Annotated in this window: 11 protein-coding genes; 2 read left to right on the forward strand and 9 right to left on the reverse strand. The window is 63.8% G+C overall.

Annotated features, from left to right (window positions below; translation table 11 throughout):
- Positions 1-32: 32 nt before the first annotated feature.
- The 4 genes from flhA to HUX88_RS25515 form a co-directional block, all read right to left on the reverse strand.
- Positions 33-2,156, reverse strand: coding sequence for a flagellar biosynthesis protein FlhA (flhA, locus tag HUX88_RS25500; RefSeq protein WP_117011657.1), 2,124 nt, complete (start codon positions 2,154-2,156; stop codon positions 33-35).
- Positions 2,153-3,334, reverse strand: coding sequence for a flagellar biosynthesis protein FlhB (gene flhB / locus HUX88_RS25505; protein ID WP_176363591.1), 1,182 nt, complete (start codon positions 3,332-3,334; stop codon positions 2,153-2,155). Before flhB ends, flhA begins: the two co-directional genes overlap by 4 nt.
- A 108-nt stretch (positions 3,335-3,442) precedes the next feature.
- Entirely contained in the window at positions 3,443-4,441 is a 999-nt protein-coding gene (locus HUX88_RS25510; RefSeq protein WP_176363592.1) for a fumarylacetoacetate hydrolase family protein, read from the reverse strand.
- The gene (locus HUX88_RS25515; RefSeq protein WP_117011660.1) at positions 4,438-5,157 is read right to left on the reverse strand and encodes a pseudouridine synthase; all 720 of its coding nucleotides are present in this window, start codon (positions 5,155-5,157) and stop codon (positions 4,438-4,440) included. Before HUX88_RS25515 ends, HUX88_RS25510 begins: the two co-directional genes overlap by 4 nt.
- Positions 5,158-5,333: 176 nt before the next feature.
- Between HUX88_RS25515 and HUX88_RS25520 the strand changes: the two genes are divergently transcribed.
- Complete coding sequence (locus tag HUX88_RS25520; RefSeq protein WP_117011661.1) at positions 5,334-5,624, forward strand: hypothetical protein; 291 nt, start codon at positions 5,334-5,336, stop codon at positions 5,622-5,624.
- A 220-nt stretch (positions 5,625-5,844) separates the two neighbouring features.
- On the opposite strand, the gene HUX88_RS25525 is transcribed toward HUX88_RS25520, so the two are convergent.
- The 5 genes from HUX88_RS25525 to HUX88_RS31915 all read right to left on the reverse strand — a co-directional run bounded on the left by HUX88_RS25525 (position 5,845) and on the right by HUX88_RS31915 (position 9,471).
- Positions 5,845-6,864, reverse strand: coding sequence for a S49 family peptidase (locus tag HUX88_RS25525; protein WP_161082789.1), 1,020 nt, complete (start codon positions 6,862-6,864; stop codon positions 5,845-5,847).
- 20 nt (positions 6,865-6,884) lie between these two features.
- Positions 6,885-7,256: a Rieske 2Fe-2S domain-containing protein gene (locus HUX88_RS25530; RefSeq protein WP_117011662.1), complete on the reverse strand. Its 372-nt coding sequence runs from the start codon at positions 7,254-7,256 to the stop codon at positions 6,885-6,887.
- Positions 7,256-7,915: an HAD-IIIA family hydrolase gene (locus HUX88_RS25535; RefSeq protein ID WP_117011663.1), complete on the reverse strand. Its 660-nt coding sequence runs from the start codon at positions 7,913-7,915 to the stop codon at positions 7,256-7,258. The genes HUX88_RS25530 and HUX88_RS25535 overlap by 1 nt, the downstream gene beginning before the upstream one ends.
- Positions 7,916-7,964: 49 nt before the next feature.
- Positions 7,965-8,948: an RluA family pseudouridine synthase gene (locus HUX88_RS25540; RefSeq protein ID WP_176363593.1), complete on the reverse strand. Its 984-nt coding sequence runs from the start codon at positions 8,946-8,948 to the stop codon at positions 7,965-7,967.
- 142 nt (positions 8,949-9,090) lie between these two features.
- The gene (locus HUX88_RS31915; protein ID WP_217916448.1) at positions 9,091-9,471 is read right to left on the reverse strand and encodes a hypothetical protein; all 381 of its coding nucleotides are present in this window, start codon (positions 9,469-9,471) and stop codon (positions 9,091-9,093) included.
- 173 nt (positions 9,472-9,644) lie between these two features.
- On the opposite strand from HUX88_RS31915, the gene HUX88_RS25545 reads away from it, so the two are divergent.
- Entirely contained in the window at positions 9,645-12,659 is a 3,015-nt protein-coding gene (locus tag HUX88_RS25545; protein WP_176363594.1) for an Rne/Rng family ribonuclease, read from the forward strand.
- Positions 12,660-12,708: the final 49 nt, after the last annotated feature.

Below are 12,708 nucleotides of genomic sequence, written 5' to 3' on the forward strand. Positions count from 1 at the left end.
CCCGCACGGACGCATCCGCGATCCGCTCAAACTTACGCCGGCTGCTGGCCCACCAGCGCGGTCACGCGGATCGTCTTGCTCTCCGGGATCTCCGCATGCGACAGCACCTTCAACTGCGGCAACGCGCGGCGCAGGAAGCGCGACAGCAAGGCCCGCAGCGGCCCCGGCACCAACAACACCGGCGTCAAGCCCAGCGCCTCCTGCTGCTGCGCCGCCTGCTGCGCCTGCTGCGCGATGGTGTCGGCCAGGCCAGGCTCGATGCCCGCGCCGTCCGGCCCGCTGGCCGCCAGCGCCTGCATCAGCAAGCGTTCCAGGCGGTTATCCAGCGTCATCACCGACAACTCGCTGGCGCCGGGGAACAGCTGCTGCACAATGGCGCGGCCCAGCGAGATCCGCACCAGCGCGGTCAGGTCGTTCGGATCCTGCGTGTGCACGGCATGCTCTGCCAGCGTCTCGATGATGGAGCGCATGTCGCGAATGTGCACGCCTTCCGCCAGCAGATTCTGCAGCACCTTCTGCAAGGTCGACAGCGACACCATCTTCGGCACCAGGTCCTCCACCAGCTTGGGCGCATCCTTGCCCAGATGGTCCAGCAGCGACTGCACCTCGGCGCGGCCCAGCAGCTCGGACGCATGCGTCGTGATCAGGTGATTCAAATGCGTCGCCACCACCGTGCCGGCGTCGACCACCGTGTAGCCCATGCCCTGCGCCTGGTCGCGCAGATTGGCGTCGATCCAGGTGGCAGGCAGGCCGAAAGCCGGATCGGTGGTCACCAGCCCCGGCAAGGTGCCGCTGGCCATGCCCGGATTGATCGCCAGGAACTGGCCGTTGAAGGCCTCGCCCGTGCCCACCTCCACGCCCTTGAGCGTGATGCGGTAGGCCGAGGGCTTGAGCTCCAGGTTGTCGCGGATGTGCACCGGCGGCGCCAGGAAACCCACCTCCTGCGCGAACTTCTTGCGGATGCCCTTGATGCGCTTGAGCAGCTCGCCGCCCTGCGTCTTGTCCACCAGCGGGATCAGGCGGTAGCCCACCTCCAGGCCCAGCGTATCGACCGGCATGATGTCCTGCCAGCTGGCCTCCTCCTGCTCCGGCGCCGCGGCCGGCGACGCCGCCGCCGCTTCCGCCGCCGCCACCTCGGCGGTCTTGCCGGCCTCGACCTTGCGCGTCATCAGGTAGGCCGAACCGGCCAGCACGCCGGCCAGCAACAGGAACACCAGGTTGGGCATGCCGGGAATCAGCCCCATGCCGCCGATGATGGCGGCGGTGATGTACAGCACCTGCGGCTTGGCGAACAACTGCCCCACCACCTGGGTGCCGATGTCCTGCTCGCTGGCCACGCGCGACACCACGATACCGGCCGCGGTGGAAATCACCAGCGAAGGAATCTGCGCCACCAGGCCGTCACCGATGGCCAGCAAGGTGTAGTTCTTCAGCGCGTCGGCGAAGCTCAGGTCGTGCTGCAGCAGGCCGACCAGCAGGCCGCCGACCACGTTAATCACCGTCACCAGGATACCGGCCACGGCATCGCCGCGCACGTACTTGCTGGCACCGTCCATGGCGCCGTAGAACTCCGCTTCCTGCGCCACTTCGCTGCGGCGCTTGCGGGCGTCGGCCTCGCCGATCAGACCGGCGTTGAGGTCGGCGTCGATCGCCATCTGCTTGCCCGGCATCGCATCCAGGGCGAAACGCGCGCCCACCTCGGCGATACGGCCCGCACCCTTGGTCACCACGGTGAAGTTAATGATCGTCAAAATAATGAACACCACGATACCGACCGTGTAGTTACCTCCGATCAGGAAGTGACCGAACGCTTCGATCACCTTGCCGGCCGCGTCGGCGCCGGTGTGGCCCTCGGTCAGCACCACGCGGGTCGACGCCACGTTCAGCGACAGGCGCAGCATGGTCGACACCAGCAGGATGGTCGGGAAAGCCATGAAGTCCAGCGGCTTGACCGTGTACAGGCTGGTCAGCAACACGATCACCGCCAGCGCGATATTGAAACTGAAGAAAATGTCGAGCACGAAGGCCGGCAACGGCAGCACCATCATCGCCAGCAGCATGATGATCAGGATAGGCGCGGCCAGGCTGCTCTTGTTGCGGCTGTTGGCCAGGCCTTGCAGCCAGGGCGGCAGTTTCAGGTTGCTCAGGGCGTTCATGCGGGTGCTCCGTTATTCAAGTCGGGTTTCTTCTTTTGCGATGCGGGGTTGAGCGGGTCGAGCTCAGGCGGCACATCGAGTGTCTTCGGTATATCCGGCCGGTTGCCGCCGCCCTTGCTGAACAGGCGCAGCTGGAACACATAGGCCAGCACCTCGGCCACCGCCGAGTACAGCGCTTCCGGAATCTCGTCGCCGATCTCGGTGTGCTTGTGCAGCGCGCGCGCCAGCGCCGGCGCTTCCAGCATCGTCACCTTGTTCTCCCTGGCGATCTCGCGGATCTTGGCCGCCACTTCGTCGGTGCCCTTGGCCACCACCTTCGGCGCGCCGCGCATGCCGTCGCTGTACTTGAGCGCGACCGCGTAGTGGGTCGGGTTGGTCACCACCACGTCGGCGGTCGGCACGTCGGCCATCATGCGGCGCTTGGCCATCTCGCGCTGCAGCTGGCGGATCTTGGCCTTGATCTGAGGATTGCCGTCCGACTCCTTGGATTCCTGGATCAGCTCCTGGCGGGTCATCTTCAGCTTGTTCGCGTAATGCCACATCTGGTACGGGCCGTCGATGGCGGCGATCAGGCCCAGCGCGCCGACGATGAACAGGAAGCTGCTGCCCAGCATGTTCAGCAGATGCACCGTGCCCAGCTTGAGCGGCTCGACCGCCAGTCCGATCACGGCGTCCTTCTGCTTCATCACCACCAGCCAGGCCACCAGGCCCACCACCAGCGCCTTGGCCACGGCCTTGAACAGCTCGACCAGCGAGTTGGACGAGAACATATTGCCCAGACCGTTGGCGGGATTGAGTTTGTTGAAGTTGGGCGCGACCGCCTTACCGCTGAACAGCCAGCCGCCCACCAGCAGCGGCGACGCCAGCGCCACCAGCATCACCGCGATGCCCAGCGGCAGGCAGGCGAGCATCACCCGCACCACGTCCACGCCTATGCGGTTGAGCAGGATATCGGCGTCGAAGATCTGCTCCTGGTTCAGCGTCAGGCCGGACACCAGGGCGGAATGCAGCTGGCCGACCAGGCCGTCGCCGGTCATCCACAGGCCGGCGCCCGCCGCCATCAGCACGGTAAACGTCGCCACTTCCCGCGATCGGGGAACATCGCCTTCCTCACGCGCCTGCTCGAGGCGCTTCGGTGACGCGGGTTCGGTCTTTTCTGCGTCGCTGTCTTCTGCCATGGAAATCTGCCTGCTGCGGGGTTTATCTCGACCGTGCCATTATCGGCCGCGGCGGGACCAGCCCATCGCTGGAATACGGCGGTATTTCCGGGCCTGCTCGTAGATTCCTTACGGCAATTTCGCCGCACCCGCCTGCTGCACGCGCTGCTCGATGGCGCCGAACACGGATTTGCCGTCGGCGCCCAGCATTTCGATGCGGATGGTGTCGCCGAAGGCCATGAATGGCGTGACCGGTGCGCCGCCGGCGATCGTCTCCAGGCAGCGCTGCTCGGCGATGCAGGAATAGCCACGCTTGGCATCCTTGTTGGACACCGTGCCCGAGCCGATGATGCTGCCGGCCCGCACATTGCGCGACTTGGCCAGGTGGGCGATCAGCTGCGGGAAGTTGAACACCATGTCCACGCCCGCCTGCGGCTTGCCGACCAGCTTGCCGTTCCAGGTCGACAGCAGCGGCAGGTGGACCTTGCCGCCCTTCCAGGCGTCGTCCAGCTCGTCCGGCGTGACCGCCACCGGCGAAAAGCTGGTGGCCGGCTTGGACTGGACGAAGCCGAAGCCCTTGGCCAGCTCGTCCGGGATCAGGTTGCGCAGCGACACATCGTTGACCAGCATCAGCAGGCGGATGCGCTGGTGAGCCTGGTCGGGCGTGGCGCCCATGGGCACATCGTCGGTGATCACGGCCACTTCGGCTTCGAAATCGATGCCCCACTCCTCGCGGAACAATTCGATGTCGTCGGTCGGGCCAAGGAAATCGTCGCTGCCGCCCTGGTACATCAGCGGATCCTCCCAGAACGACGGCGGCAGCTCGGCGCCGCGCGCCTTGCGCACCAGCTCGACGTGGTTGACGTAGGCCGAACCGTCGGCCCACTGGAAGGCGCGCGGCAGCGGCGCCATGCAGTTTGCCGGCTCGAAATCGAAGCTGCGGCGGGCGCGTCCCTGGTTCAGATCCTGGTAGATCGCCTCCAGTTGCGGCGCGATGAAGGTCCAATCGTCCAAGGCGCGCTGCAGGGTGCGGGCCACGCCGTCGGCCAGCTGCGCCGTCTTCAGGTCGCGCGACACCACCATCAGCTGGCCGTCGCGGGTGCCGTCCCCCAGCGTCGCCAGTTTCATGCGGACGGCGCCAGCAAGGCCAATTGCTCCGGCGTCAGATAGCACCATTCGCCTTCGGCGATGCCCAGCGACTCCAGCGTCAGCGTGCCGATGGCGGAGCGATGCAGCGCGCTGCAATGGTTGCCGGCGGCCGCCAGCATGCGCTTGACCTGGTGATACTTGCCCTGCTCCAGCACGATTTCCAGCTGATGCTCGCCGCGCTTGATGCAGGTCTGCGCCGCCAGCGGCGCCGGCTCGTCGTGCAACTGCACGCCCGACAGCAATTGCGCCACCAGTTCGTCGGTGACCGGCTCCTGCGTGGTGGCCTGGTAAATCTTCGGCACGTGCCGCTTCGGCGACGATTGTGCATGGATAAACGGGCCATCGTCCGACATCAGCAGCATGCCGGTGGTGTCATGGTCGAGCCGGCCGACGGGCTGCACTTCGCGCCAGCTGAACTGCTCCGGCAGCAAGGTCAATACGCCCGGATGGTGGCTGGGCTTGCGCGAGCATTCGAAATTGGCCGGCTTGTTGAGCGCGATGTACAGGTGTTCGCGGTACACCCACTCCTCATCGAAAATGGTCAGCACCAGGCCATCGGTCTCGATGCTGGCTTTGTAATTGTCGTGCACGACGCCGCCGATGCTCACTTCACCGTCTTCGATCAGGGATCGGCAATACTTACGGGTGCCGTAACCCTGCGATTGCAGGATGCGGTCTAGGGATAATTTACTCATGGCCGGATTTTACAGGATGCCGATGTCAGCGGGAAGGCGCCGCCTGCTGCGCCGCAGCAAATGTCCTGGACAGCCATTCCTTGATGCATATCAAGTCCTATAGTGATTCCATTGATAGACTGAAAACCACGTTAGGAATCCGCCTAATGCATTAGGAATGCTCAGCAGGACCCACCATGACTACCCTACTCACCGTGACGACAGCGGCACAAGAACAGGCCGCCATGCATAGAACCGAGCTGTTGCTGGCGCGCTGCCGCAGCCACATCTCCATCGACGAGGCGCCTTGCTGCCCGCGCGACCAGTGGCATGCCAACCGGCAGGCCCACTTCCTCGCCTGGCTGGACGCCGGCGGTTTCGCACAAAACGAGGCCACAATTGAAAACAGCGGCATTGCGCCGCTGTTTTCAGTCCCATCACAGGACTCATTACGAGGAATCGAAATTCTCTCTACTCCGCATCCATGATGCAGCTGAGTAGTTCCATCAAAACTGAACAAGATCGTGCTGACAACAAGATAAACTGTTTATATCGGCCCCCCTTGGAAAGAACTACAACACCACTATAGTCCACCAAGTCAGATATGCAAGCAGGAATAAGGCTGGATTGTTAATGTTAATCGCTAGTCCAGTGATGCTATCACTGCGGCTAACGGCCAGCCCGCCCGCCTGACCGCCGCCTGCCCGACTAACGCAGGCTGGGCTTGACGTTGTCCACCGCGGATTTCACCGCGCCCGCGCCCATCGCCGCGCCGAATTTCTTCAGCACCCGCTCCGGCAAGCCTTCATGCTGGGTGTAGTCGATGATGTCTTCGGCCTTGACCACGTCGCGCGCGACGCTGTCGACCGTACCGAAGGCGTCTGCCAGGCCCATGTCGATGGACTTGGCGCCGGTCCAGAACAGACCGGAGAACATGTCCGGCGTTTCCTTCAGGCGCTTGCCGCGGCCGTTGCGCACCACCTGGATGAACTGCTGGTGGATCTCGTTGAGCATGGTTTGCGCGTGCTGCTTGTGCTTTTCCGTCAGCGGGCTGAACGGGTCCATGAAACCCTTGTTCTCGCCGGCGGTCAGCAGGCGGCGCTCGACGCCCACCTTTTCCATGATGCCGGTGAAGCCGAAGCCGTCCATCAGCACGCCGATCGAGCCGATGATGCTGGCCTTGTTGACATAGATGCGGTCGGCGCCGGCGGCGATGTAGTAGCAGCCGGAGGCGCAGATCTCGTCCACCACCACGTACAGCGGCTTGGTCGGATAACCCTTGCGCAGGCGCACCATCTCGTCGACGATCATGCCGGCTTGCACCGGGCTGCCGCCGGGACTATTGATATGCATCACGACCGCCACCGAGCCGCTGTCGGAAAACGCCTTGTTCAGGGCCGGGATCACCACCGAGGCCGCGCCGCTGCCTTCGGACTCGATCGCGCCGTCGATCTCGATCAATGCCGTGTGGCGGCCCAGGGTTTCCTCGGTGCCGGTCCAGCTGATGTCCAGGTAGGCGCTCAACCCGACCACGACGACCAGCAGCGTCACGGCCTTGAAGAAGATGCCCCAGCGGCGCGCCGCCTTTTGCTCCTTCAGCGTGGCGAACACCAGCTTTTCCAGCACTTCGCGTTCCCAGCTGGAAGCCGCGACCGTGGCCTTAGGAGGCACAGGAGATACCGGTTTTTCGGCGCCGTTGCCGCCATTTTCGCTAGTGTTATCGCTCATAGTTCTCGTCTTGTTACAGGTCAGGCGCGCGCGGGGCGCACGTAGTCATCCGGTTGCCAGAAAATCTGTTGATCGCGCTCCACCACGCTGATCGGGCGCAAGCGTCCGCCCTTGCAGGGTCCGCCGGCGCAAAAGCCGCTTTCCGGCGCGTAAATCGCACCGTGGGTCGAACACATCAGGTACAGGCCGCTGGACTCGAAAAACTCGCCTTCGGCCCAGTCCAGTTCGATCGGCACGTGGGCGCAGCGGTTCAGGTAACCGTACACCTTGCCGCCGTAACGCACCACGAAGCCGGTGCCGTCGTCGCCGCCGGCGGTCACCAGGAAGCGCACACCCTTGCCGCCTTCCAGCACCGCGTCGGCGGCGCAGACCAGGATATCCTCGTCGGCCATTATGCGTTCTCGCTCAGCCATTGGTGCAGCTCGGCCACGGTAGCTGCCGAGTACAACGGATTGCAGGCGGCCAATTGGTCGGCCGGATGCGCGCCGTACTGGACCGCGATGGCGGACGCGCCGGCATTGTTCGCCATCAGCAGATCGTGCGAAGTATCGCCGATCATCACCGTACGGCGCATATCTTGGCCCAACTCCCGCGTCAGCTCCTGCAGCATGGCGGGATGCGGCTTGGAGAAGGTTTCGTCTGCGCAACGGGTGGCATCAAACATGGACAACAGTTTGACGTCGTTCATGGCGCGGTTCAGGCCGACCCGGCTCTTGCCGGTGGCCACCGCCAGGAAATAGCCGTTCTGCGACAACTCCGTCAGCATGTCGTGCACGCCCGGGAACAGCGTCAGCTCGTGGTCGCGCGACAGGAAATGATAGCGGTAACGCTCCACCATGCGTGGATAGTAGGATGGATCGATCTCCGGCAACACCGCCTGCATGGCTTCATGCAGGCCGAGGCCGATCACGTGGGCGGCCACGTCGTCGCGCGGGATCGGCAGGGACAGGTCCCTGGCCGACGCCTGGATGCACTTGACGATCGTTGACGTTGAATCCATCAACGTTCCATCCCAATCGAAGACGATTAAGTCGAATTGCTTTCTTGCCATGTCTTCCGGTCTGCAACCGCAGGCCGGCTCCTTCAATAAATATTTACGATTAGTTAAGAGGTTTCCCCAAGCTTAGCAAGAATCGCTCACATTCGGTGGCTAAAGGCGCGTTCAGCGTCATGATTTTGCCGGAATCCGGATGGGTAAACGTGATCTGATGCGCGTGCAAGAACATGCGCTTGAGCGCGCCGCGCGTGGCGTCGGCTTTGAGCAAGGCGCGGTTCAGGGCAAAATCGCCGTATTTATCATCACCTACGATGGCAAAGCCGGAAGATGACAGGTGCACGCGGATCTGGTGGGTACGGCCGGTCTTCAGTTCGGCCTCCAGCAGGGCGAAGTCCTTGAATTTCTTCAATAGCGTGAACACGGTATGCGACGGCATGCCGTCGGCCTGCACGGCCACGCGGCGTTCGCCGTCGGCGGTGGTGTACTTGTGCAGCGGCAGCTTGACATGCTGGCGCGCGTTTTTCCAGTCGCCCGCCACCATCGTCAGGTAGCGTTTGTCGGTGTGGCCGTCGCGCATCTGCTCGTGCAGGCTGGTCAGCGCCGAGCGCTTCTTCGCCAGCAACAGCAAACCCGAGGTGTCGCGGTCCAGCCGGTGCACCAGCTCCAGGAACTTGGCGTCCGGACGGGACGCGCGCAACTGCTCGATCACGCCGAACGATACGCCTGAACCGCCGTGCACGGCCACGCCGGCCGGCTTGTCGATCACCAGCAGGTGGGCATCCTCGAAAATCACCTTGAATTCGGCAGCCGGCACGTGGGTGGTGTCGGCCTTCTCCGCGATGCGGACCGGTGGAATACGGACGATATCACCTTGTACCAGACGGTACATCTGGTCGATACGCCCCTTGTTGACCCGCACCTCGCCCGAGCGCAGGATACGATAGACGTGACTTTTCGGCACGCCTTTGCAAACGCGCAACAGGTAGTTATCGATGCGCTGACCGGCTTCTTCTTCAGTAATTGTGACGAATTGTGCTTGCAGCGGAACGGGGGTTGAAGGGGGAACAACATCATTTTGCATCTTCATTTGCTCTGTCTTCCCAGAAATCTCTCTAAGTCCTTCATTTTGAATATATAATTGTTTCGCTGCGGTTCAATCTGCGGCAAGTGTAAGAATAAAAGCACATTTTACACAGGGGCGTCTCCACTGGCCTCGCCAAATTGCAAATTCAGAGGAAAAAATGTATACGCACCATCCCTGACGGAATCAAGGTTGCACCGTTGTTGTAATCGGATGCCGGCAAGGATGCTGAATTAATATGGTTGGATTGTAAGGATAAAGTCCGGCCAGCTTGGTCTAGAGTCGAGCTGGCCGGTTGATGAAGTTGATAACGCTTGCCGTTTTCGCCGGACCCCATGCTTTGCTGCAAGCTCGACGGAAGGCTGAAACAAGCCTGGTTACCGAAGTTGCAATACTTGTAGTACGTAAGCCTGGATAGGATTTGGCTCTCAACGACGTTGCTCACCGCCTGCATTTCTCTGCCGTCCGTCAGGGGCCGCATGGATGAATTGCAGGTGATGCGAGCACTCGGCATGTCGATCGACCTCATGCGCCCAGTTGCGGCCGCGACGCGGACGGTTTCGTTCGCGTCTCTGCGCCGCACAGGATGGGCATACCCACCGCAATCACATTAATTCTCGCGTATATCCCTGTACCTCGCCGCCTCGGTCGTAAGAAACCGAGCGGCACAGAGATGACCTACGGGTCGCGGAGTTTATAAAAATGAAACGCATGTTGTTTAATGCTACGCAGCAAGAAGAACTGCGCGTAGCGATCGTCGACGGTCAGAAACTGATCGATATCGACATCGAAACCGCCGGCCGCGAACAGCGCAAATCCAACATCTACAAAGGCGTGATCACCCGCATCGAGCCGTCGCTGGAAGCTTGCTTCGTCAGCTACGGCGAAGATCGCCACGGTTTCCTGCCATTCAAGGAAGTAGCACGCACTTACTTCCGCGAAGGCGTGGATGTACGCAACGCCTCCGTCAAGGAAGCGCTGCGCGAAGGCCAGGAAATCATGGTCCAGGTGGAAAAGGAAGAGCGCGGCAACAAGGGCGCCGCCCTGACCTCCTTCGTCTCGCTGGCCGGCCGCTACCTGGTGCTGATGCCGAACAACCCGCGCGGTGGTGGTGTTTCCCGCCGTGTCGAAGGTGAGGAGCGCCAGGAACTGCGCGAAACCATGGACAAGCTGGACCTGCCGCCAGGCATGTCGGTGATTGCCCGCACCGCCGGCATCGGCCGCAACGTCGACGAGCTGCAGTGGGACTTGAACTACCTGATGCAACTGTGGCGCGCGATCGAAGGCGCCGGCAAGTCGGCCTCGGGCGCGTTCCTGATCTACCAGGAATCGTCGCTGGTCATCCGCGCCATCCGCGACTACTTCCAGCCGGACATCGGCGAAATCCTGATCGACACCGACGACATCTACGAGCAGGCTCATCAGTTCATGAGCCACGTGATGCCGGACATGGTCCACCGCGTCAAGCGCTACAGCGACGACGTGCCGCTGTTCTCCCGCTTCCAGATCGAACACCAGATCGAAACCGCCTACAGCCGCACCGTGCCGCTGCCATCGGGCGGCGCCATCGTGATCGACCACACCGAAGCGCTGGTCTCGGTCGACGTCAACTCGGCCCGCGCCACCCGCGGCTCGGACATCGAAACCACCGCCTTCAACACCAACTGCGAAGCGGCCGAGGAAGTGGCCCGCCAGCTGCGCCTGCGCGACCTGGGCGGCCTGATCGTGATCGACTTCATCGACATGGAAGTGGCCAAGAACCAGCGCGAAGTCGAACAGCGCCTGAAGGACGCGCTGCACCACGACCGCGCCCGCGTCCAGATGGGCAAGATCTCCCGCTTCGGCCTGATGGAACTGTCGCGCCAGCGCCTGCGTCCGTCGCTGTCCGAAGGTTCGCACGTGACCTGCCCGCGCTGCTCCGGCACCGGCCACATCCGCGACACCGAATCGTCGGCCCTGCAAGTCCTGCGCATCATCCAGGAAGAGGCGATGAAGGAAAACTCGGCCACCATCCACGTGCAGGTTCCCGTGGACGTGGCGGCCTTCCTGCTGAACGAAAAGCGCGGCGAAGTGCTCAAGATCGAGACCCGCCACCGCATCAGCATCATCCTGGTGCCGAACAAGCACCTGGAAACCCCGCACTACAAGCTCGAGCGCATCAAGCACGACGATCCGCGTCTGGAAGACAGCCAGGCGAGCTACTCGCTGGCCGAGCAAGCCGAAACCGACATGGCCTACAGCAAGCGCCAGAAGGAAGAAGCCAAGCCGCGCCAGGAAGCCATGGTCAAGACCATCACCCCGGACCAGCCCGCACCGCTGGTCGAGCGCAAGCCGACCGAAACCGTCATCAAGCCAGCGCCGGCCCCGGTGCCAGCGCCAGCCGAGCAAGGTTTCTTCGCCAAGCTGTTCAGCTTCCTGAGCCCGAAACCGGCGCCGACGGCCCTGCCGCAGCAGCCGACCATCGTGGTCAAGGCGCCGTCCGGCGACCGTGGCGAGCGCAACCCACGTGGCCCACGCGGCCGCAACCGTAACGGCAAGGGCCCGGGCCGCGGCGAGCGCGAAGAGCGCGAACCAGGCGCAGCCCGTCCGGCGGCGGACGAAGCGAAGGCAGCGGACGCCAACGGCCGTCCGGCACGCCCACCGCGTCCACCGCGCGAGCCACGCGAGCCGCGTGAAAACCAGGCAGCGGAAGGCCAGGCGCCACGCGAACGCGCGGAACGTCCGGAACGCGCCGAGCGCACTCCGCGTCCTCCACGCGAACCACGCGCAGACAAAGCGCCAGTCGAAGCCAAGGTTGAGGAATTGGCGCTGAACGTCGGCGTGCCGTCGACCGGCCCGGTGACCGAAGCGGCCACCAGCATCCTGAAAACCGCGCCGAGCACCGGCCCGGAAGGCGAGGAAAACGACGCAGCGGTGGACGGTGAAGAGCCGCGTCGTCGTCGTCGTCGTGGCGGCCGCAACCGCAATCGCCGCGACCGTGACGGCGCCGAAGGTGTCGAAGGCGCGGAAGGCCAGGAATCGGCGGCGGGTGAAGCCGGCGAGCAAGGCGAGCAGATCGCCCTGAGCTTCAGCGCACCAGCAACCGCAGCAACCGAGGCCGCAGTCACCCCGGCCGCAGTGGAAGCAGCCATCGCAGTGGCAGCACCGGCAGTGGAAGCGCCAGTCGCCGCCGCGCCGGTAGCCGCCGAAGCACCGGCCGCCGAGCCAGTCGTCGCAGCCGTGGTGGCGCCGGAACCGGCCCCAGTGGTCGAAGCGCCAGCCGTAGTCGCAGCGCCTGTGGTGGAAGTCGCACCGGTCGTCGTCGAGCCAGTAGCCACCGTGGTGGAAGCACCCGCAGCACCGGTCGAAGCGTCGGTCGTGGTGGAAGCCCCGGCCGTGGTGGCTGAAGTTGCCGCCCCTGTCGTGGTGGAAGCCGCGCCAGTCGCACCAACGCCAGCCCCGGCGCCAGTCGTCGCAGCGCCAGTGGCAGCCGAACCGGTGGCCGCAGCGCCAGCACCAACGCCAGCGCCTGCACCGGTAGCGCCATCGGCCCCGATCGACCTGCAAGCTGTGCTCGGCTCCGCCGGCCTGACGCTGGCAGCCACCGATCCAGCCAAGCTGCGCGCCGCCCAGGAAGCAGCCGCGAAAGCAGTCGCACCGGTGCGCGTTCCCCGCGAACGCAAGCCGCTGCCGCCGCAAAATGACGAGCCGCTGGTCCAGGTGGACACCCGCCGCTAATCGCAGCGGACAGCAACACCAAAAAGCCCCGCCGGCACCGGACGCGCTC

This window comes from Duganella sp. BJB1802 (genome assembly GCF_013369445.1).
Classification (GTDB): domain Bacteria; phylum Pseudomonadota; class Gammaproteobacteria; order Burkholderiales; family Burkholderiaceae_D; genus Rugamonas; species Rugamonas vulcania_A.